General features: G+C 61.0%; 19 protein-coding genes. 13 read left to right on the top strand and 6 right to left on the bottom strand.

Translation table 11 applies throughout. From position 1 onward, the window contains the following. Nucleotide 1: 1 nt before the first annotated feature. Nucleotides 2-184: a DUF1674 domain-containing protein gene (locus ACR3E7_RS12140; protein WP_480503419.1), complete on the bottom strand. Its 183-nt coding sequence runs from the start codon at nt 182-184 to the stop codon at nt 2-4. Between the two features lie 89 nt (nt 185-273). Between ACR3E7_RS12140 and ACR3E7_RS12135 the strand changes: the two genes are divergently transcribed. The 7 genes from ACR3E7_RS12135 (at nt 274) to ACR3E7_RS12105 (ending at nt 8734) form a co-directional block, all read left to right on the top strand. Next, nucleotides 274-1530, top strand: coding sequence for an RsmB/NOP family class I SAM-dependent RNA methyltransferase (locus ACR3E7_RS12135; protein ID WP_480503418.1), 1257 nt, complete (start codon nt 274-276; stop codon nt 1528-1530). Nucleotides 1531-1620: 90 nt separating this feature from the next. Beyond that, entirely contained in the window at nt 1621-3360 is a 1740-nt protein-coding gene (locus ACR3E7_RS12130) for a heparinase II/III family protein (protein ID WP_480503417.1), read from the top strand. Between the two features lie 22 nt (nt 3361-3382). Continuing rightward, nucleotides 3383-4972 (top strand): bifunctional phosphoribosylaminoimidazolecarboxamide formyltransferase/IMP cyclohydrolase, encoded by a 1590-nt coding sequence (gene purH, locus ACR3E7_RS12125; RefSeq protein ID WP_480503415.1) that lies wholly within the window; start codon nt 3383-3385, stop codon nt 4970-4972. Next, complete coding sequence (gene lspA / locus ACR3E7_RS12120; protein WP_480503414.1) at nt 4972-5442, top strand: signal peptidase II; 471 nt, start codon at nt 4972-4974, stop codon at nt 5440-5442. Before purH ends, lspA begins: the two co-directional genes overlap by 1 nt. A gap of 50 nt (nt 5443-5492) precedes the next feature. Then, complete coding sequence (locus tag ACR3E7_RS12115; protein ID WP_480503413.1) at nt 5493-6011, top strand: DUF3035 domain-containing protein; 519 nt, start codon at nt 5493-5495, stop codon at nt 6009-6011. An 81-nt stretch (nt 6012-6092) separates the two neighbouring features. Then, a complete protein-coding gene (locus ACR3E7_RS12110) occupies nt 6093-7433 on the top strand; it encodes a M16 family metallopeptidase (RefSeq protein ID WP_170789575.1) in 1341 nt (446 codons plus the stop codon). Continuing rightward, nucleotides 7430-8734, top strand: coding sequence for a M16 family metallopeptidase (locus ACR3E7_RS12105; RefSeq protein ID WP_170772782.1), 1305 nt, complete (start codon nt 7430-7432; stop codon nt 8732-8734). Before ACR3E7_RS12110 ends, ACR3E7_RS12105 begins: the two co-directional genes overlap by 4 nt. Before the next feature lie 3 nt (nt 8735-8737). Here ACR3E7_RS12105 and ACR3E7_RS12100 read toward each other — a convergent pair whose 3' ends face one another. The 3 genes from ACR3E7_RS12100 to deoC all read right to left on the bottom strand — a co-directional run bounded on the left by ACR3E7_RS12100 (nt 8738) and on the right by deoC (nt 12940). Then, complete coding sequence (locus tag ACR3E7_RS12100; protein ID WP_480503411.1) at nt 8738-9469, bottom strand: cyclic nucleotide-binding domain-containing protein; 732 nt, start codon at nt 9467-9469, stop codon at nt 8738-8740. Between the two features lie 136 nt (nt 9470-9605). Continuing rightward, entirely contained in the window at nt 9606-11939 is a 2334-nt protein-coding gene (locus ACR3E7_RS12095) for an aldehyde dehydrogenase family protein (protein WP_480503410.1), read from the bottom strand. 11 nt (nt 11940-11950) lie between these two features. After that, a complete protein-coding gene (gene deoC / locus ACR3E7_RS12090) occupies nt 11951-12940 on the bottom strand; it encodes a deoxyribose-phosphate aldolase (protein ID WP_480503408.1) in 990 nt (329 codons plus the stop codon). 200 nt (nt 12941-13140) lie between these two features. On the opposite strand from deoC, the gene ACR3E7_RS12085 reads away from it, so the two are divergent. The 6 genes from ACR3E7_RS12085 to ACR3E7_RS12060 all read left to right on the top strand — a co-directional run bounded on the left by ACR3E7_RS12085 (nt 13141) and on the right by ACR3E7_RS12060 (nt 20432). After that, complete coding sequence (locus tag ACR3E7_RS12085) at nt 13141-14094, top strand: metal ABC transporter solute-binding protein, Zn/Mn family (RefSeq protein WP_480503406.1); 954 nt, start codon at nt 13141-13143, stop codon at nt 14092-14094. A gap of 3 nt (nt 14095-14097) precedes the next feature. Continuing rightward, nucleotides 14098-14901 carry a metal ABC transporter ATP-binding protein gene (locus ACR3E7_RS12080; RefSeq protein ID WP_480503405.1) on the top strand — a complete coding sequence of 268 codons (804 nt, stop codon included), beginning with the start codon at nt 14098-14100 and terminating at the stop codon, nt 14899-14901. Nucleotides 14902-14904: 3 nt separating this feature from the next. Beyond that, nucleotides 14905-16110, top strand: coding sequence for a metal ABC transporter permease (locus tag ACR3E7_RS12075; protein WP_170785091.1), 1206 nt, complete (start codon nt 14905-14907; stop codon nt 16108-16110). After that, nucleotides 16107-17036, top strand: a complete 930-nt coding sequence (locus tag ACR3E7_RS12070) for a metal ABC transporter permease (protein WP_480503403.1) — start codon at nt 16107-16109, stop codon at nt 17034-17036. The genes ACR3E7_RS12075 and ACR3E7_RS12070 overlap by 4 nt, the downstream gene beginning before the upstream one ends. A gap of 254 nt (nt 17037-17290) precedes the next feature. Further along, nucleotides 17291-19150 carry a DNA mismatch repair endonuclease MutL gene (mutL, locus tag ACR3E7_RS12065; RefSeq protein WP_480503402.1) on the top strand — a complete coding sequence of 620 codons (1860 nt, stop codon included), beginning with the start codon at nt 17291-17293 and terminating at the stop codon, nt 19148-19150. A 52-nt stretch (nt 19151-19202) separates the two neighbouring features. After that, entirely contained in the window at nt 19203-20432 is a 1230-nt protein-coding gene (locus tag ACR3E7_RS12060; protein ID WP_480503401.1) for a DNA recombination protein RmuC, read from the top strand. A 3-nt stretch (nt 20433-20435) separates the two neighbouring features. On the opposite strand, the gene ACR3E7_RS12055 is transcribed toward ACR3E7_RS12060, so the two are convergent. Together ACR3E7_RS12055 and ACR3E7_RS12050 are read right to left on the bottom strand one after the other, a co-directional pair. Beyond that, the gene (locus tag ACR3E7_RS12055; RefSeq protein ID WP_480503400.1) at nt 20436-20840 is read right to left on the bottom strand and encodes a hypothetical protein; all 405 of its coding nucleotides are present in this window, start codon (nt 20838-20840) and stop codon (nt 20436-20438) included. A 51-nt stretch (nt 20841-20891) separates the two neighbouring features. Continuing rightward, complete coding sequence (locus tag ACR3E7_RS12050; protein ID WP_170789584.1) at nt 20892-21542, bottom strand: ChrR family anti-sigma-E factor; 651 nt, start codon at nt 21540-21542, stop codon at nt 20892-20894. Nucleotides 21543-21551: the final 9 nt, after the last annotated feature.

Raw genomic sequence — 21551 nt, 5'->3', positions numbered from 1 at the left:
ATCAGAAGTCGATTGCGATGCCCTTCTTTTCCCAATCACCGTAGCGGGCGGGGTCAGGGCCATCACGCCCGCCCAGTTCTTTGGGCTGTTCCTTTGCCTCAGCCTCGGCCTTGCGGCGACGGTCCTCGGCCTCGGCCAGGGCGCGTTGGGCGGCGGGCGGCAGGGCTTTGCGCTGGTCGCTCATGAGATCGGGTTCCTTTCCGTGCTAGGGCTTGATATACGCCCCCGTCCGCGTTTGGCAATGCGGGCGAGGGTCACATCAACGGCGGTTCCATGTCCGACAACGCAACAGCAGCGCGACGCAGCGCGATCTATCTGTTGGATCAGATTCTGGGCGAAGGGCGGCTTTTGTCCGAATGCCTGGCGGCTGGCGCATTGGATCGGTTGGACCGCGAAGACCGCGCGCGGGCGCAACGCCTGACGCTGGAAACCCTGCGCGGGTTGGAACGCGCCGACCGTCTGCTGGACAATCACCTGAACCGCACGCCCGCGCTGACCGTCCACAATGCTCTGCGTCTCGGCGCGGTTGAGTTGTGCCACGGAGAGGCCGCGCATGGTGTAGTGAACTCGATGGTCGAGATCGTCGGCCGGTCCCGCAAGCATGGTCGCCTCAAGGGGTTGGTCAATGCGGTGCTGCGCAAAGTGGCCGCCGAAGGGCCGGATGCGTGGCCCAAGATGCGCGTGCCGCGCCTGCCCGAATGGCTGCGCGACCCGCTGACTATGGCCTGGGGCGCGGATGCGATCACGGGTATTGAACAAGCCCATTTCGCAGGTGCGCCGCTGGATATTACCGTCAAACCCGGTGCCAATGGTCCTGGCGAGGCGCTGCCTACGGGCTCGCGCCGGGTGCAGGATGCGGGGCAGGTCTCGGCCCTGCCGGGATTCGATGCGGGCGATTGGTGGGTGCAAGACGCGGCGGCGGCGCTGCCGGTGCAGGTGCTGGCCCCGAAGGCCGGAGAGAAGATACTCGACCTCTGTGCCGCACCGGGGGGCAAGACGCTGCAACTGGCGGCCGCCGGAGCACAGGTCACGGCGTTGGACATCTCGGAATCGCGGCTGGAACGGGTGCGCGAGAACCTTGCTCGCACGGGGCTGACGGCGCAGGTCATCGCAGGCGACGCATTGGACCATCAAGGCCAATACGACGCCATCCTGCTGGACGCCCCCTGTTCGGCCACGGGCACTATTCGCCGCCACCCGGACCTGCCCTATGCCAAGGATGGCGCGGAATTTGGCGGGTTGATCGAATTGCAGGCGCAGATGCTGGCCCATGCGTGGGGTCTGCTTAAACCTGGCGGGCAGCTGGTCTATTGCACCTGTTCCTTGCTGCCGGATGAGGGCGAAGTGCAGATCGAAGAGGCGCTGATTATGTTCCCCGACATGCAGGTAAACCGGCAGGCTCTGGCCGTGACCGGCGTTGAAAAGGGCTGGATCACTGAAGAGGGCGGGTTGCGGTTGCGGCCCGATTATTGGTCTGATCGCGGTGGTATGGATGGCTTCTACATCGCCTGTCTGAACAAATCGGAATAATCCAACGCTTTTCGGTGACTTGACGTGCGGCGCGGTCTATCGTTGGGTCTCAGGCGCCAACAGAGCGCAAGGGGCAGAGTAACGAGCGCAATGTCTAACTCCGATTCCATGACAAGCCGGTGGACCCGGTTCCAGAACCGTCTTTATGCGCGGCTGAGCCAGCGTCGCAAGGCGGCAGCGGGATTCGTGAAAGAGCCCGAGCCGCGCACGGTTGGCTCTTTTGCACGTGGGCGGCAGTTGGTGGCGGGAAATCTGCTGTTTGCCGGATTTCTGGTCGAGGCGCAGGATACCGGCCTTTGGGACGTGACTGCCCCGAGCGCCGGTTTTGACCACGAACGCCACGGCTTTGCCTGGCTGGACGATCTGGCCGCTGTTGGTGATATGCGCGCACGCGACAAGGCCCAGCGATGGGTCTGGGGCTGGATCGAGGCGCATGGCCGCGGGCAGGGGCCGGGCTGGGTGCCCGATCTGACCGGACGGCGGGTGATGCGCTGGATCAATCACGCGTCCTTTTTGCTGCGCGGAATGGATGAAAAGCAGTCTCAGTTCTTCTTTCGTTCGCTGGCGCAGCAGACATGGTTTCTGTCCAAGCGGTGGAAAGCTGCCACTCCCGGCTTGCCCCGGTTCGAGGCACTGGCTGGTCTGGTGCAGGCCGGTCTGGCGTTGCAGGGGCTCGAACAATTGGCCGACCCGGCCCTGCGTGCTTTGGCCCGCGAATGCGACAGCCAAATCGACGCACAAGGCGGCATTCCCACGCGCAATCCCGAAGAACTGCTGGAAGTTTTCACCTTGTTGGCCTGGACGTCGGCTGCGCTCAGCGATCTGGGGCGGGGGACGCCCGGCGCGCAGGCCAATGCGATCAAGCGCATCGCCCCGGCGCTGCGCAGTTTGCGCCACACGGATGGCGGTTTGGCCCGGTTTCACGGCGGCGGACGCGGAGTTGAAGGGCGGCTGGATCAGGCCCTTGCCCAAAGCGGGGTAAAACCGCAACGCGCCAAGGGGTTGTCGATGGGGTTCGGGCGTCTTTACGCGGCCCGGACCAGTGTGATTATCGACGCCGCAACGCCGCCGAAGGGGGCCAATTCTTACAACGCCCACGCATCGACGCTGGCTTTCGAGCTGACCTCGGGGCGGCGGCCATTGGTCGTGAATTGCGGATCGGGTGAGACATTCGGGGTCGAGTGGCGTCGGGCAGGGCGGGCAACCCCATCGCATTCGACCCTGTGCCTGGACGGTTATTCCAGCGCGCGGCTGGCGGACCCGGTTCCGGGGACTGAGAAAGAGGCGCTGATGGATGCCCCGCGCGAGGTACCCAATGAGTTTGAAGAGGCGTTCGAAGGCGCGCGCTTCATGGCTGGGCATGACGGCTATGCCAAGGTTTTCGGTCTGACCCATGCCCGTACCTTCGAGCTGCGCTTTGATGGCCGTGAACTGACCGGCGAAGATATTCTGCTGGCCACAAGTGACAAGGCCAAGCGGCAGTTTGACCGGGCGATGGATGCCTCGGGGTTGAAAGGTCTGGGCTTTGATATCCGCTTTCACCTGCACCCCGACGTAGATGCGGCGCTGGATTTGGGCGGTGCGGCGGTGTCGATGGCGCTCAAAAGCGGTGAAATCTGGGTGTTTCGCCATGATGGCGTTGGAAAATTGGGTGTCGAGCCAAGCGTTTACCTTGAAAAAGGGCGGCTAAAGCCGCGCGCGACAAAACAGATCGTTCTATCTGGCTGCGCAATGGAGTATGCGACGCGCATCCGGTGGACGTTGAGCAAGGCGCAGGATACAGCCTATGCCGTGCGCGATGTGCACCGGGACGAGCCCGATTTCGACTGACGCCAAAAGGACCTTTGGACCCATGACCGACTTTCACCCCGTGCGCCGCGCGCTGCTTTCCGTATCCGACAAGACCGGATTGATCGACTTGGGCAAGGCGCTGGCCGAGCGCGGGGTCGAGCTGTTGTCCACAGGTGGTACCGCAAAGGCGCTGCGCGAGGCGGGGCTGGATGTGAAGGATGTCAGCGAGATTACCGGTTTTCCCGAAATGATGGACGGCCGCGTAAAAACCCTGCACCCCATGGTGCATGGTGGCTTGTTGGCGCTGCGTGACAACGACACTCACGTTGCCGCAATGACCGAACATGGCATCGGCGCGATCGACCTTCTGGTGGTGAACCTCTACCCGTTCGAGGCCACAGTCGCCAAAGGTGCAAGCTATGACGAATGCATCGAGAATATCGACATCGGTGGCCCGGCGATGATCCGGGCGGCGTCCAAGAACCACGCCTTTGTAAACGTAGTGGTGGATGTCGAAGACTACTCCTCACTGCTGGACCAGTTGGAGGAGAATTACGGAAAGACGTCGTATGGTTTCCGCCAATGGCTTGCCCAAAAGGCGTATGCCCGCACAGCGGCCTACGACACGGCTGTGTCGAATTGGATGGCTGACGCGCTGCAGCTAGAGGCTCCGAAGCGTCGCGCTTTTGCAGGAGAGTTGAAACAGACCCTGCGCTATGGTGAGAACAGCCACCAGCAGGCAGCGTTCTATACCGATGGCACAAATCGTCCGGGTGTCGCCACCGCCGTGCAGCATCAGGGCAAAGAACTGAGCTACAACAACATCAACGACACCGACGCCGCGTTTGAGTTGGTGGCCGAGTTCGATCCGGCGCAGGGTGCTGCCTGTGCCATCATCAAACACGCCAACCCCTGCGGTGTAGCGACAGGTGCCACGCTGATCGAGGCCTATAAGGCGGCGTTCGACTGCGATCGCACCTCGGCATTTGGCGGGATCGTGGCGCTGAACCAACCGTTGGATGCCGAAACCGCGCAGGAAATCACTGGCATCTTCACCGAGGTCGTGATCGCCCCAGGCGCGTCCAATGAGGCGAAAGCCATTTTCGCCGCCAAGAAAAACCTGCGCCTGCTGACCACCGACAGCTTACCTGATGTAATGGCCGGTGGTAAAACCGTCCGTCAGGTTGCCGGAGGTTTGTTGGTACAGGACAAGGACAATGGTTTTATCGGTATGGATGACCTGAAGGTCGTCACCAAAAAGGCTCCGACCGAAGATCAAATGCGCGATTTGCTGTTCGCGTGGAAAGTGGCGAAACACGTCAAGTCCAATGCCATCGTCTACGTCAAAGATGGCGCGACCGTAGGCGTGGGTGCTGGACAGATGAGCCGCGTGGACTCTGCGCTGATCGCAGCCAAGAAAGCCGAACGTATGGCCGATGTGTTGGGCTTGGCTCAACCGTTGACCATCGGCTCGGCCGTAGCATCGGACGCGTTCTTCCCCTTCCCCGACGGTCTGATGGAGGCCGCTGAGGCCGGTGCCACCTGTGTGATCCAGCCCGGTGGTTCAATGCGTGATGACGAAGTGATCGCAGCGGCGGACGAGGCCGGTCTGGCCATGGTCTTCACCGGCATGCGGCACTTCCGCCACTGATGCGCTATCGGTTGCTAATTTGGGCTGCGATGGCGGCGTTTGCGATCGACCAGATCAGCAAAGTTCTGGTCGTTCACGTCATGCGCGTGGCCGACGGCGATATCGACGTCCTGCCGCCCTTGCTTATGTTCAAATATGGCGAGAATCGCGGCATCAACTTCGGCTTGTTTCAGGGCAATACCGAAGCGGCACGCTGGGCGTTGATCGGCGTTTCCATTGCGATCTCGGCTGCCGTGCTAATCTGGCTGGTGCGGTCAGCGCCCTCGAAAATCATGCTGCTTTCGGGCGGGCTTTTGATCGGCGGCGCGCTGGGTAATGTGCTGGACCGGGTGCTTTACGGCTATGTTCTGGATTTCCTGAACATGTCCTGTTGCGGTATCAACAACCCGTTTGTCTTCAATCTGGCCGATGTGTTTATTTTCGCCGGTGCCATCGGGTTGATCCTATTCGACGGCAAAAAGCCCTCGTGACGCGCCGGTGGAAATGCGATAAAAGCGCCTCAAACAGGCTGGAGACTACGATGCGGTTGCCGCGTTCCATTATAGCAGTGACGCTTGCCTTCACGGTGGCGGGATGTTCCGATATCGGTCTGCGCCACCTTCAGGCGCCGGGTCCGGGACCGGATGAATTCTCGGTCCTGCCGGTCAAGCCGCTGACACAGCCCGAAGATTATCAATTCCTGCCCGCGCCGACACCGGGCGCAGGGAATCTAACCGACCCGACCCCCAAGGGGGATGCGATTGCGGCACTGGGCGGCAACCCGGATGCACTGAATCCTAACACGGCGATTCCCGCGGCGGATGGCGCATTGGTGACGGCCTCGAACCGGTATGGCGTGACCGAGAATGCTCGTCAGGTGGTCGATGCCGAAGACGCTGAGTTCCGCCGCAAGCAAAGCCGTTTTACCCGACTGCGTCTGTTTAACGTGGACCGCTATTCGCAAGTTTACAAACGATGGGCGCTGGATTCGTCGCAGGTAAATGAACAGGCACGGCAGGCTGGGGTCGAAACTCCGTCGGCTCCGCCGCCAGGTGAATAATCCTTAACTTTTCGTCATCACACTTGAACCTGCGCCGCGCCACCGTAGTTTGAAACTCAGACAACAAACGGAGGATGCCCCATGGTTCGGGCCCTTGCCCTGTCGGCTGCCCTGATTGCTGCCACCCCGGTCTTTGCCGAAGATGGCCAGGAGGCGGTCACTACCTTCACGCTGGAAAACGGCATGGATGTCGTCGTGGTCGAGGATCACCGCGCCCCTGTCGTGCAGCATATGGTCTGGTATCGCGCAGGTTCGGCGGATGAACCCGTCGGATCGTCCGGTGTGGCGCATTTTCTGGAACACTTGCTGTTCAAAGGAACCGATACGCTGGCACCGGGTGAGTTCTCGGCCACGGTGGCGGCCAATGGCGGCAATGACAACGCATTCACTTCGTATGACTACACCGCCTATTTCCAACGCGTCGCCGCCGACCGGCTGGAACTGATGATGCGAATGGAGGCGGACCGGATGCGCAATATCCGCCTGTCCGAGGATGATATCGTGACCGAGCGTGATGTGATCCTTGAGGAACGCAACCAGCGCACCGACAATAACCCCCGCGCCCTGTTCGGCGAACAGATGAACGCGTCGCAATACCTCAACCACCGCTACGGGGTTCCGATCATCGGCTGGCGGCACGAGATGGAGACGCTGGACATGGAGGACGCTCTGTCCTTCTACCAGACGCACTACGCGCCCAATAACGCCATTCTGGTTGTGACAGGCGATGTCGAGCCCGATGAGGTCAAGGCGCTGGCCGAAAAATACTATGGCGTGATCCCCGCCAACCCGGACCTGCCCGAGCGCATCCGTTCGCAAGAGCCGCCGCAGACGGCCGCGCGGAGGCTGACCTTCAAGGACGCACGCGTATCGCAGCCCTACGTGCAGCGCAGCTATCTGGCGCCTGAACGCAACGCGGGCGAACAGGAAAAGGCCGCAGCCCTGTTCATGTTGGCCGAATTGCTGGGTGGTGGGAACACGTCATACCTGACCGAAAAACTGCAATTCGAGCAACAGAAAGCCGTTTACACCGGGGCGTTCTATCGCGGCGTGTCGTTGGATGACACAACCTTTGATCTATTTATCGTTCCGGCGCAGGGCGTTTCCCTGCAAGAGGCCGAAGAAGCCATGGATGCAGCCGTGGCCGGGTTCATTGCCGACGGTGTTAACCAAGAGGATCTGGACCGGATCAAGATGCAGCTTCGCGCTTCGCAAACCTATGCGCGCGACAATGTGGACGGGATCGGCAATCGCTATGGCCGGGCCCTGACCAGCGGATTGACGGTCGAGGACGTGCAGGCCTGGCCGGATGTCCTGCAGGCCGTAACCGGAGAAGAAATCATCGCTGCCGCCCGCGAGGTTCTGCAACTGGAAACCTCGGTAACGGGCTGGCTGATGCGCGACGATGAGGTGACGCAATGAAACGGATTTTCGCGACCCTGATTGCATTCGTGATCGCATTGCCCGCTTGGGCCGAGATCGAAATTCAGGAGGTGACATCGCCTGGTGGTATCACTGCGTGGCTGGTTGAGGATCACTCGATCCCGTTCACCGCATTGGAATTGCGGTTCCGTGGTGGAACTTCACTGGACGACCCTGACAAGCGAGGGGCCGTTTATCTGATGAGCGGCCTGATCGAGGAAGGCGCGGGCGACATGGATTCCCGAACCTATGCGCGTGAGCTTGAATCGCTGGCAGCATCGTTTGGCTATAACGCCAGTGACGATACCGTCTCGGTCTCGGCGCAGTTCCTGACTGAAAACCGGGACGAAGTGATCGACCTGCTGCGTGTGACCCTGCACGAGCCGCGTTTCGATCAGGACGCGGTGGATCGTGTGCGGGCGCAGGTTCTGTCCGGCTTGCGGTCGGATCAGACCAGCCCGAACGATATCGCCGGACGCAATTTTGCGCGAATGGCTTATGGGGATCACCCCTATGGAACCGAGGGCAAGGGAACGATCGAAAGCGTGACCGCCCTGACCCGAGACGACGTGGTTGATGCCTATGAGAACGTCTTTGCCAAAGATCGGCTCTATGTAGGGGCTGTGGGCGATATCACGCCCGAAGAACTCGGCAGGTTGCTGGATCACCTGCTGGCCGATCTGCCCGAAACAGGCAAACCGATCCCCGGACCGGCGCAAGTCAACATCCCCGGCGGGGTCAGTGTTGTCGAGTTTGACACGCCGCAATCTGTGGCTCTGTTTGGTCATGCGGGTATCGATCGTGACGATCCCGATTTCTTTGCAGCCTTCATCCTCAATCACATGCTGGGCGGCGGTGGGTTCGAAAGCCGTCTGATGCAGGAAGTGCGCGAAAAACGCGGGTTGACCTATGGGGTGTCGACCTTCTTGGTCCCCAAGGATCTGGCCTCGGTCTATCTGGGTTCGGTCTCATCTTCGAATGACCGGATCGCGGACGCGGTGTCCGTCATCCGGGATGAATGGGCGCGTGCGGCCAATGAAGGCTTCACCCAGAAAGAGCTGGACGATGCCAAGACCTATCTGACGGGCGCCTATCCTTTGCGGTTCGATGGCAATAGCCAGATCGCCGGGATCATGGTCGGGATGCAGATGGAGGATTTGCCCATCGACTATATCGCCACCCGCAACGATCAGGTGAACGCGGTCACGCTTGAGGATGTGAATCGTGTTGCCTCGGAACTGCTGGACCCGGAGGGGCTGCATTTCACCATCGTTGGTAAGCCCGAAGGGCTGGATGGCTAACGCCTAGGCTGCGACCGAGCTGTTCTGCGCCCGAAGGGTGTGTTTGTTGCTGCTCAGCAGTTTTTGCCGCGCATGTCTGAAATGCGCGGCCTTCAACGCATCGTCGATATGGCGATTCCGGCGCAACAAGCGCGTGAGTTGGATATTGTCGAATACTAGGCAGGTGGTGGGCTCGGTGGCCTTTACCGTGGCCGTTGCGGGCAATCCCAGGCTAAATGTCAACTCGCCCAGTATTTCGTCAGCCCCGCAGCGGTTGATCACCTGATCGTCCTTCAGGATGGTTGTTTGTCCGCTGAGGACGAAACCCAGAAAATCGGTGGTCTTGCCCTCTTCGATCAGCTTGCTGCCCGCCGGGAACTCCTGAATAGTTGCGGTGTTCAGCAGCCGCCGGGCTTGATGCGGTTTCAACGTCTCCAGATGATGCGCGATGAACTGTTGTTCGGCGTCGGAAAAACGCACCAGATGACGTGACAGGTACCCGCGCAGCAAGCCTAGAACTGAGATCGAGATATAGGCCATCTGGATGATCGAGCCTGCCAGATTGAACTCGCGCATCATGCTGATCAGCACGCAACTGGCAGCGACAATCACCAGCACCGGATAGGTCACACCAGTGCCGCGCACGATGCCCATCTGAAGCAGAAAATAGTTCAGGATATAAAGCCCCGCGCCGAAGACACCGACCATTGTGGTCAGTTGTATGTAGTCAGGAATTTCAAACGGGATATTCAGCATGATCGGGCCCACCCTCATCTGGAATGGGTCCACGCTGAGGGACGTGGGGTTATCTGTATATGAACGAATTCACATGTTAATCGGTGATATGCGCGTGTTTTCGCGCATATGCACCACTGGGTTCGGTTCTGGGGGCCTACTCGCCGTAGGGCACCCAGACGTTTTTGACCTCGGTCGAGGCTTGCAGGAAGCGGCGCGTCTGATCCGCGTTCCAGTCTGTCGCGGCCCCATTGTTGACCCATGTCCGTTTGAGATTCCCCGCCGAGGCTTTCTGAATCTCGGCCGACAGATCGGTCGATGAGAATGACCAGACCGCATCCACATTCAGATGCGCGGCCAGGGGTTTGGCCAGCTCCGCGTGGCTGCCGGTCAGGATATTGACCACGCCCGCAGGCACGTCCGAAGTTTCGAGGATCTGGTAGAAATCCGTTGCTGCCAGCGGATAGGGCTCGGAGGCCGCCAGCACCACCCGGTTGCCCATCGCAATCGCCGGGGCCATGGCCGAGATCAGGCCCAGCAAAGGCGCCTCATCCGCGCACAGCGCGCCAATCACACCAACGGGTTCCTTCATCGCAAGGGCAACACCCCGGATCGGAACGCCATGCACCTGACCGTCATATTTGTCGGCCCATGCAGCGGCGGTGAACAGGCGCTGGATCGAGGTCTCAATCTCAGCCGCGCCGGTCTTGCCGCCGGTCATGGCGTCGATCCGCGCGGCGAATTCATCTGCGCGGGCCGAGAGGTTTTCGCCGATATAATACAGGATCTGCGCCCGCAGATGGCCGGTGGTCTTGGCCCAGCCTTTCGCGCCCGCCGCGGCTTCTACCGCGTTGCGCACGTCTTTGCGGTTGGCCAGACCCACATGACCCAGAAGGCCTGATTTGCCCCAGACGGGTTTTGAATATCCGCTGTCCGGTCGCGCCTGCTTGCCGCCAACATACATTTTGGCGGTGCGGTCAATGGGATCAACCGGCGCGCCTTCACCCGTCGCGGCCTCGACCTTGGTCAGAGGCTTGGTCTTGCCTTTGGGTTTGGTATAGGCGGCCAGGCCTTCCCATCCGCCCTCACGGCCAAAGCCGCTTTCGCGTACTCCGCCGAACCCGGCGGCGGCGTCGAACAGGTTGGTGGCATTCACCCAGACCACGCCCGCAACCAGCTTGGGCGCGATATCCAGCGCGAGGTTCACATTCTCGGTCCAGACCGTCGCGGCCAGCCCGTAGCGGGTGTTATTGGCCAGTTCGACCGCCTCAGTAGGCGTGCGGAATGTCGAGGAGACCAGAACAGGGCCAAATATTTCCTCCTGCATCAAAGGGTCCGAGGTTTCGAGGCCGGAAATCAGTGTAGGCGGGTAAAAACAGCCATTTTCGGGCAGTGCGCAGGCCGCCTGATAAACCTCACCTACGGTGTTGCTGTCGACCATGCCTTTGATCGTCTGCAACTGGATCGGGTCCACAACTGCGCCCACGTCGATGCATTTGTCCAGCGGATTGCCAATGCGTAAGCCGTCCATCCGCGCGCGCAGCTTGGCGTGGAAGCGATCGGCGATGCCTTCCTGCACCAGCAGGCGCGAACCCGCACAACAGACCTGACCCTGATTGAACCAGATCGCATCGACTAGCCCCTCGATAGCTGAATCGATATCGGCGTCGTCGAACACGATATAGGCGGACTTGCCGCCCAGCTCCAACGTCAGTTCCTTGCCGGATCCAGCGGTTGCCTCGCGGATGCGCCGCCCCACGGCGGTCGAGCCGGTAAAGGCAATCTTGTCCACGTCAGCGTTTACGATCATCTCACCCACCGCGCCATCACCGGTGACGATATTGACCACACCCTTGGGCAACCCAGCCTGCGTGCAGATATCGGCAAACAGCAGGGCTGTCAGCGAGGTATACTCGGCAGGTTTCAGGACCACCGTATTTCCCATCGCCAGCGCTGGCGCGATCTTCCACGCCAGCATCAGCAGCGGGAAGTTCCACGGGATGATCTGTCCGCACACGCCCAAAGCTTGTGCATCAGGCAACTCGCTCTCCATCAACTGCGCCATGCCTGCGTGGTAATAGAAATGCCGCTGGGCTAAGGGGATGTCGATGTCCCGCGATTCGCGGATCGGTTTGCCGTTGTCGAGGCTTTCCAGCACCGCAAACAAACGCGAATGTTTCTGCAACAGCCGCGCAATGGCATAGAGATACCGCGCACGCCCCGCGCCGCCCAGTTTCTCCCACTTGGGCTGTGCTTTCCGGGCGGCAGCCACCGCGGCATCCACATCGGTCAGTTTGGCTTGGGTCAGCTTGGCCAGCACCTCTCCGGTCGCCGGGTTACGGCTGTCAAACCCTTTGCCGGGTTTGGTAAAGGCCCCGTCGATATAGTGGCCGAATTTGTCACCCTGATCGACCAGCCAAGCCAGCGCCTCGGCTGCGCTTTCGGGGGCGGGGCCGTAATCCATGGTTTCGAAAATCTCTTTGACTGTCATTGTTCTTGTCCTCAGCCCATGGAGTGACGGTAGCCAGCCGAGTACGCCCCGGTGACATAATGTTCCAACTGCCGCTCGATATCGCCAAGCAGCGAGGACGCACCAAAGCGGAACAGGTCCGGCTCCAGCCAGCGATCGCCCAGCTCGTCCTTGATCAGCGACAGATAGACCAGCGCATCCTTGGCTTTGGAAATCCCGCCCGCAGGTTTGTAGCCGACGCGGTATCCTGTGAGGTCATAGTAGTCGCGGATAGCGCGGATCATCACCAGAGAGACGGGCAGGGTGGCGTTAACGCTTTCCTTGCCGGTCGAGGTCTTGATGAAATCCGCCCCCGCCATCATGCACACGACCGAGGCGCGAGCGACATTGCGCAGGCTGCCCAATTCTCCGGTCGCCAGAATGGCTTTGACATGGGCGTCGCCACAGGCGGCACGGAAAGCCTTCATCTCGTCATACAGAGCCTGCCAGTCGCCTGACAGCACGTGACGGCGCGAGATCACGATGTCAATTTCCTCGGCCCCGGCCTTTACGCTTTCTTCGATCTCGGCCACGCGCAGATGGAAGGGGGACAGACCCGCAGGGAACCCGGTCGAGACAGCAGCCACCGGAATGCCAGTGCCTTTTAGCGCCGCAACAGCTGGTTCGATCATGTCGTGATAGACACAAACCGCACCCGTGGTGATCGGCGGCATGTCCATCGCTTGCAATAGCGCGGGGGCTACAGGCTGACGCGCCTTGGCGCACAAGCGGCGCACGCGGCCCACCGTGTCATCGCCCGACAAAGTGGTTAGGTCGATCATCGTGATTGCCTTCAGCAGCCAAGCGGCCTGATAATCTTTCTTTACAGAACGACGACCGGGCAGGGTGGCGGCACGGCGTTCAATGGCTGAGGTGTTGGCCTGCACGGCGCGCACCCAGTCCAAATCCAGATCCATACCCGGATTGCGGGGTTCGGTCACTTGCGGCAGATGCGCGGTGCGCACGGGGCTCTGCGTTTCCATCATCGCGTCCTTTGGGAGATTTGCGCCAAAATCGCATGGGTTGCGTCTAAAGAAAAGGGCAAGCGAGTGCGTTTCTGCCATTTTTTTGACCAAATGGACAAATATGGCCGCCTTTTTTGCGAATAATTCGCAATAGCATTGACTAAGTTGCGAATGGTTCGCATATTAACGGTCATGGGGATATCAGATCGGGGTCTGACATGATTCGTCGTAGCTTTCTTGCAGCGCTGGCTTTTGCCGTTGCTCTGCCTATCTCGGCGCTGGCCGAAACGCCGCTTAAAGTGGTGGCGACAACCGGTATGATTGCAGATGCCGTGCGTCAGGTCGGTGGGGACCAGGTCGAGGTCAAGGGCCTGATGGGCCCCGGTGTAGACCCGCACGCTTATCGCCAGACCCGCAGCGATATCGTCGCAATGACCCGCGCAGATCTTATCCTATGGCACGGCCTGTATCTTGAAGCGCAAATGGAGGATTTCTTCCACGACCTGTCTCGCAAGCGCAACGTGGTGGCCGTTGCCGAAGGGATCGACACGTCCAAGCTGCGCGCCCATGATGATTACGCCGACAAATTCGACCCGCATGTGTGGATGAGCCCGGCCCTGTGGCGCGACATTGTAGTTCAGGTGCAAAATGCGCTGACTGACACCCGCCCCGAAGCGGCCGAGTTTTTCGCCGCCAATGCGCAGGCCCATCTTGCCGAGATTGCCCAGTTGGAAGCCTATGGGAAACGGATGCTGGCCGCCGTCCCGAAGGACAACCGCATTCTGGTGACGGCCCACGACGCATTTGGCTATTTCGGTGCGGAATACGGCTATGCGGTGCTGGGCATTCAGGGCATCTCGACCCAGTCCGAGGCTGGTCTGAACCGGATCGGCGAACTGGTCGATACGCTGGTTGATCAGAAATTGACGGCGGTGTTCGTGGAAAGCTCGGTTTCGGACCGATCCATTCGTGCGCTGATCGAAGGTGCCGCGGCCAAGGGGCATCAGGTGGATGTGGGCGGAGAGCTGTATTCCGACGCCATGGGCGAGCCGGGCACCTATGAGGGCACCTATATCGGAATGCTGGATCACAATATCACCGTCATTGCCACTGCATTGGGTGCGGATGCGCCGGCGCTGGGCATGAACGGCAAACTGACGGCGGGGTTTTGAGCGATGCTGGAGCTTGCAGCACATCAGGGCGTATCCGTTCAGGACAACGGGATTGAACGAAGTCCGCTGGCCATTCGCGGTCTGACTGTGTCCTACGGTCAGAAACCCGCTGTGTTCTCGGTGGATATGACGGTGCAGCCCGGCGCGATGACGGCCATTATCGGGCCAAACGGCGCGGGCAAGTCGACTTTGTTGAAAGCCGCGCTGGGGATCGTGTCGCCGCTTTCGGGGCTGGTAACGGTCAACGGTCAACCGCTCGAGTCCCAACGCGCCCACATCGCCTATGTCCCGCAGCGCGCCAGCGTGGATTGGGATTTCCCGACCCGCGTGATCGACGTGGTGCTGATGGGCCTCTCGCGCGAGTTGGGTCTGTTGGGCCGTGTTCGTGCTCGGCATATGGCTTGTGCGATGGATTGCCTGAACCGTGTCGGCATGCGTGATTTCGCGGACCGTCAGATCGGTCAGCTTTCGGGCGGTCAGCAACAGCGGGTGTTTCTGGCGCGCGCTCTGGCGCAGGATGCTGATCTGTACCTACTGGACGAACCCTTTGCCGGGGTCGATGCGGCCACCGAAAAGGCCATCATTGCAGTGCTGAAAGCGCTGAAAGAGGCTGGGAAGACCGTGGTCGTCGTGCATCACGATCTGGCCACCGTCACCGACTATTTCGACCATGTCTTCCTGATCAATACCAGCAAGGTGGCGGAAGGTCCTGTGAATCAGGCTTTCACAGCCGAGACTTTGCAGGCCGCCTATGGGGGCCGTCTGGCCACCGCTCAGATCGACCAGATTTCGCGCGCGCTGGGATAATCCATGCTTTGGGACGCTCTGACCCTTCAGCTGGGCTATAACGCCTCGCTTGTTGCCATTGGGGCTGCGCTGCTGGGCGTGTCGGCGGGGGTGACGGGCACGTTCCTGTTTCTTCGCAAACGCGCGCTGGTCAGCGATGCGATCAGCCATGCAACGCTGCCCGGTGTGTGTCTGGCCTTCATGGTGCTGGTTGCCTTTGGCGGCGACGGACGCAACCTGCTGGGACTGCTGGCTGGTTCGGCCCTGTCGGCTTGGGTGGGCCTGCTGTGCATGAACTGGCTGACCCGCCACACGCGGTTGGCCGAGGATGCCGCGATCGGCGCGGTTCTGTCGGTGTTCTTTGGCTTCGGTATCGTACTGCTGACTGTGATCCAGACTATGGGCGTGGGTCGTCAGGCGGGGTTGGAAGGGTTCCTGTTGGGCTCGACCGCCGGGATGCTGTGGGCGGATGCACTGATCATCGCTGTCGGAGGCGCTGCGACGCTGGTACTGGTGATGATCCTGCGCCGACCCATGACGATGGTGGCCTTTGACCCTGAATATGCTGCCGCCCGAGGGCTGCCGGTGCATCGCATCGACCTTGCGATGATGGGGCTGGTGATGGCCGTCACCGTGGTCGGCTTGAAAATCGTCGGACTGATCCTGATCGTGGCATTGTTGATCATCCCTGCCGTCACGGCACGGTTCTGGACTGAACGGTCCGACCGGGTGGTCCTGTTGGCCGGGGTCGCCGGAGGGGTCTCGGGCTATGTCGGCGCGGCGCTGTCGGCCTCGGCCCCGAACCTGCCGACGGGTCCGATCATCGTGCTGGTCAGCTTTGCCCTGTTTGCCCTGTCGCTGTTGCTTGCTCCGGTGCGTGGCGTTCTGGCCGCCGTGCTGCGTCATCTGCGCTTTCAGCGCCGGGTTCATATTCGTCAAGGCCTGCTGGCGTTGGCGCAGGGGCAGAAGATCTACGAACCTCTGACCCTGCGCCTGTTGAAACGCGCAGGCCTGGCCCGCGCCGATGGGGTCGCGACCGAGGCTGGCAAGGCCCGCGCGGCCAAGGCCCTGCGGGATGAAAAACGCTGGGAAATCGTCCGCGCCGATCAGGCGCATGAGGCGACAGCCGCGCTCTATGACGGGTTGCGCGATATTGAGACCGTCTTGACCCGCGACCAGATCGCTGAGATCGATCGCCAGATCGGCGGCCCGCAGGGGGTGGTGGCATGAGCGGTGAAGAGTTTGTACCCCTGTCCTTAACGCCCTTGCTGATTGGCACTTTTGCGGCGATTGCCTGCGCGTTACCGGGCAACTTTCTGGTGCTGCGCAAACAGGCGCTGATTGGCGATGCGATCAGCCATGTAGTGCTGCCGGGGATTGTGGTAGCGTTTATCCTGACCGGAGCGATCTCGACCTGGCCCATGATGCTGGGTGCGGCGGGGGCTGCGGTGGTCGCCGTGGTGATGATCGAGGCGATCCGGCGGCTGGGCCAGATCGAATCCGGTGCCGCGATGGGTGTGGTCTTTACCACTATGTTCGCCGCCGGGGTGCTATTGCTGGAGCAGACCGATACTTCGTCCGTGCATCTGGACGTGGAACATGCGCTTTACGGCAATCTGGAAAGCCTGATCTGGCTGGACGCAGTGGGTTGGTCGTCGCTTTTGGATATTGACGCACTGGCGGGCCTGCCGCCTGAACTGTTGCGCATCGCACTGACGCTGGCTGCGGTGTCTGTGTTTACATGGCTGTTCTGGCGGCCGCTCAAGATCTCTACCTTCGACGAGGGCTTTGCCCGCACCATCGGTATCCGGACCGGCCCGCTTGGGTTTGCGCTGGTGATCACCGCTGCCATCGCTGCCGTAGCAGCGTTTGATGCGGTGGGGTCGATCATCGTGATCGCCATGTTTATCTGCCCACCCGCAGCCGCGCGGATGATGACCAATCGGCTGGAAACGCAAATCGCCTGGTCCGTCGCCTTTGCAGTGACCTCGGCCGTGCTGGGCTATGTGCTGGCCGGATATGGCCCCCTGTGGTTGGGTATGGCGGATGCCGTCAGTGCGGCTGGCATGATCGCAACGGTAGCTGGGCTGATCCTGGCCGTGGCGGCAATCTGGGGGCCATGCCGGACGCGCGCCGGGGCACCGGGATCGGCGTAAACGCGCGCTTATGTCGGCTGAACTTTGCCCAACACCACTGACTGGCCAGAGTTCGCAAGCCTCAATAGCCGTTTCGTGCTACGAACGGCGCATCAAGCGAACGACCACCACTCACATTGGACCGTTCGGACAATCGTTGCCTCTGTGTTGCTTTATTGGGTGACACGACGATTGTCCGAACGCCCCCTCAATCAGAAAATTGACCTCTGCAAACCAGTGGTAGAATCGTGCGTGCCTGTGCTAGGTCTGGGGGTATGGCGCAGGCAAACCCCAATATCAGCGATTCCCGTCCCGTAATTCGGCAATTGGACGACGCAGCGATCAACCGTATCGCGGCGGGTGAAGTTGTTGAGCGCCCCGCTTCGGCTGTGAAAGAGCTGGTCGAGAATGCGATTGATGCGGGATCGACCCGAATTGCCATTGATATTGCCGATGGCGGCAAGACGCTGATTCGCGTCACCGATGATGGCTGCGGGATTGCGGCGGATGATCTGCCGCTGGCCTTGTCGCGGCACGCGACCTCGAAAATCGACGGCTCGGACCTGCTGAACATCCACACATTTGGGTTCCGGGGCGAGGCGCTGCCCTCGCTGGGGGCCGTAGGTCGACTAACCATTACCAGTCGCGTGCCGGGGGCCGAGGCCGCGTCGGTTCACGTATCGGGTGGCAGAATGGAGGCGGTGAAACCCGCAGCCTTGCGCGCGGGCACGGTGGTCGAGCTGCGCGACTTGTTCTTTGCCACGCCCGCCCGGCTGAAATTCATGCGCACCGACCGGGCCGAGGCACAGGCGATCACCGACACCGTGAAACGTCTGGCGATGGCAGAGCCCGCGATCACCTTCACCCTGCGTGATGTCTCGGGCGGGGGAGAGGGGCGCGTAACCTTCCGCGCCGACCGAGAGAATGGCGATCTGTTCGATGCCTTGCACGCCCGTCTGGCTCACGTGATCGGGCGCGAGTTTGCCGAGAACGCGTTGCAGATCGACGCTACGCGTGAGGGGATCAGGCTGTACGGATACGCCGCCTTGCCGACCTATTCGCGCGGTGCTGCGGTGGCGCAGTACCTGTTCGTCAATGGCCGTCCGGTGCGGGACAAGATGCTGACCGGGGCGCTGCGGGCGGCGTATTTCGATTTCCTGAGCCGTGACCGCCACCCGGCGGCGGCGCTGTTCATAGACTGTGACCCGACGCTGGTGGATGTGAACGTGCATCCGGCGAAGTCCGAGGTCCGGTTTCGCGATCCCGGCGTGGCGCGGGGGCTGATCGTCTCGGCCCTGCGCCACGCGCTGGCCGAGGCAGGGCATCGGGCGTCTTCAACCGTGGCAAACGCGACTTTGGGCGCGATGCGGCCGGAAGCGGCGCAGCCTGCGCAGCCCGCTCCGGCGCGGGTGTATCAAATGGATCGACCCTCAGCAGCGGCGCGGCACACGGCCTACCGGGCCCAGGCGCCGGGCTTTGCGGAACTGTCGCAGGATTACAGCGGCAGCATTGTCGAACCCGCTCCGGTCGCCGCGGAGGAACCTCCGGCACAGGACTTGCCCTTGGGCGCGGCCCGCGGGCAGGTGCACGAAAATTACATCATCGCCCAAACCGCCGATGGCATGGTGATCGTCGATCAACACGCGGCGCATGAACGCTTGGTCTATGAGAAGCTCAAACACCAGATGGCTGAGAACGGCGTCGCCGCGCAGGCGCTGCTGATCCCCGAGATCGTGGAACTGTCCGACGGCGACTGCGCGCGGCTGCTGGCCGTGGCCGACGACCTGACCCGACTTGGCCTGACGTTGGAACCCTTCGGCGGCGGGGCAATCGCCGTGCGTGAAACCCCGGCCATTCTGGGCGAAGTCGACGCCCGCGCGATGATCTTGGATATCCTTGATGAGCTGGCTGATCAGGGCGAAAGCCAGACTGTGCAGGCGCGGATCGAGGCGATCCTCAGCCGGGTGGCCTGTCATGGCTCGGTCCGGTCGGGCCGTCGGATGCGAGCCGAGGAAATGAACGCCTTGCTGCGCGAGATGGAGGCGACGCCCCACTCCGGTCAATGCAACCATGGGCGGCCGACTTATGTGGAACTGAAACTGTCTGATATCGAACGTCTGTTCGGGCGCAGTTGATCCCGCCGCGTGCGCGCGATATGAAGAATAAAACAAGAACACCCGAGGCGACATGATCGAGATTGCTGGCACCCAAATCGCCCTGAACGACCCCGTGATCCTGATTGGGGGCGGCGTGGTGGCGCTGATCCTGCTGCTGCTGTTTCTGTCACTGCGGGCGGCGCAGCAGTCGGCACGCATGGCCGAGCCGCTGGCGCGGCAGATGGCGCATTTGGGTCAGCATGTGCAGCAATTGGGGCAGGGGCAGGAACAATTGCGCGGGGGGCTCCAGCATGTGTCAGACACGCAGGCCAATGCGCAGGTGCAGGTGATTCAGACGGTTGAGTCGCGCCTGTCCTCAGTCCAGCAGCAGATGAATGACCGGCTGGCGGATAACGCGATGAAATCTGCCCGTGCGCTGGCCGAAATGCAGGAGCGGATGAAGGAGTCGCTGCATGGCTCGTCGAAACAGACCGCTACCTCGCTGACGCAATTGCAGGAGCGCCTCGCCGCCATCGACAAGGCGCAGGACAATATCACCAAACTGTCGGGCGATGTGTTGAGCTTGCAGGATATCCTGTCGAACAAGCAGACCCGCGGCGCGTTTGGGGAAATTCAGCTGAATGACATCGTGTCGAAGGCGCTGCCCTCGGACAGTTTCCAATTGCAGGCCACGCTGTCGAACGGGCGGCGCGCCGATTGCCTGATAAACCTGCCGAACCCGCCGGGTCCCATCGTGATCGACAGCAAATTCCCGCTTGAGGCTTATGAGGCGCTGATCGGGTCCACCAATGATGCCGAGTTAAAAGCGGCGGTGCAGATGTTCCGAAGCACCGTGCGCAAACATATCAACGACATTGCCGAGAAATACATCTTGGACGGCGAAACCGCCGATGGCGCGCTGATGTTCCTGCCGTCCGAGGCAGTCTATGCCGAGTTGCACGCCAAGTTCCCCGAATTGGTGCAGGAGAGTTTCAGCAAACGGGTCTGGATCGTGTCACCTACCACCTGCATGGCCACGCTGAACACCATGCGCGCGATCCTGAAAGACGCCAGGATGCGCGAACAGGCCGGTGCCATTCGAAAGGAACTGGGCATGCTACACAAGGATGTCGAACGTCTGGGCGACCGCGTCTCGAACCTTGATCGACACTTCGGGCAGGCCGCCAAGGATATCTCAGATATCAAAATAAGCGCCGAAAAGGCTGGCCGCCGGGCGCAGCGGCTGGACAATTTCGATTTCGAGGAACTGGCCCCGGACGATCACACCAACGTGGTGCCCCTGGGTAAGACCGAAGGGTAGGCGCTACTGGATCGACAGATCCAGATTATAGCCAACTGTCTTGCCGGTATCGCGGTCATTGCCCATCAGGTAGACCCGGATCGTATAGTTTCCGTTTTGAGGCAGATTGATACGCGCCGTGTTGCCGTCGATGGAACCGATATAAATTGCCTCACCCTCGCTGCCCGGCGGCAGGATGTTGAAATAGATCACACCGTTGCCATTTGTGTCGCTGACATTGAGTTCGGCAAACATCTCCTGCCCGGCCTGCGCGCCGAGCAAATAGTCGAAATATTCATTCCCGGTGATGGTGCCGCTGACCATCGTGCCATAGTTGCCGGGTTGGAATTTGACCTCGGCAACACTCTGGGCCGAGACCGGGAAGGTCAGCCCCAAGGTCGCTGCGACAAAGATCAGGTGTTTCATCATACAAGAACCCTCCGTTCAGCAAGGTCAGTTGAGCACGATGCACACCTATCTTCAGATCCGTAGAAACGGCTGGAACAGGCGCGGCATCAGCTTGTTGAATTTCAGTGGCGCATCGGTCACGGCCAGACAAATGCAATCCTCAGAAATATCTGCAGTCGGCGTGTGGTGCAGGTCTTCATCTGCGATTTCCACGTCGCCACGTGCGAAATGGTCGACCTCATCCGAAAATGCGCCCTGCAGCACCATCGTCAATTCCATGCCATTGTGGCTGTGATCCGGCACGGCAGCCCCGGCGGGAATGAACAACAAACGCGCAGTCGCCTCATGGGTGGTCGGCAGAATCGCCTGTTTCACGCCCATGCCGATCGATCGCCATTTGATGTCATTGACGTTGCCGCCTACATAATCCTGCAACGGAGTCGGCAGGACCGAACAGCCCGGACGCACCGGCTTGGCAACAGGGGCACCTTGGGCGATCATCGCCATAGTCGCGGCCAGCGACCCGTCGTTCATGCTGACGGTGGCGTCCTGTTCCTGCAACACGCACCCGCCCACCGCATCAAAGCTTTCAGCCCGCGCGCGGCAATGGTCGCACAGGGTCAGATGCGTGGCGACCATCAGGTCGAACGCCTCGGGAAGGGTGCCTGCCGCATAGGCCATCAGCAGGTCGTCAGTCAGGTGATGTTTGATCTTGTTGCTCATCATCGTCAT

The sequence above is a fragment of the Ruegeria sp. BK1 genome (assembly GCF_056535645.1).
The sequence above is the reverse complement of the archived record's forward strand: the minus strand, read 5'-3'. Positions and strand labels throughout refer to the sequence as shown.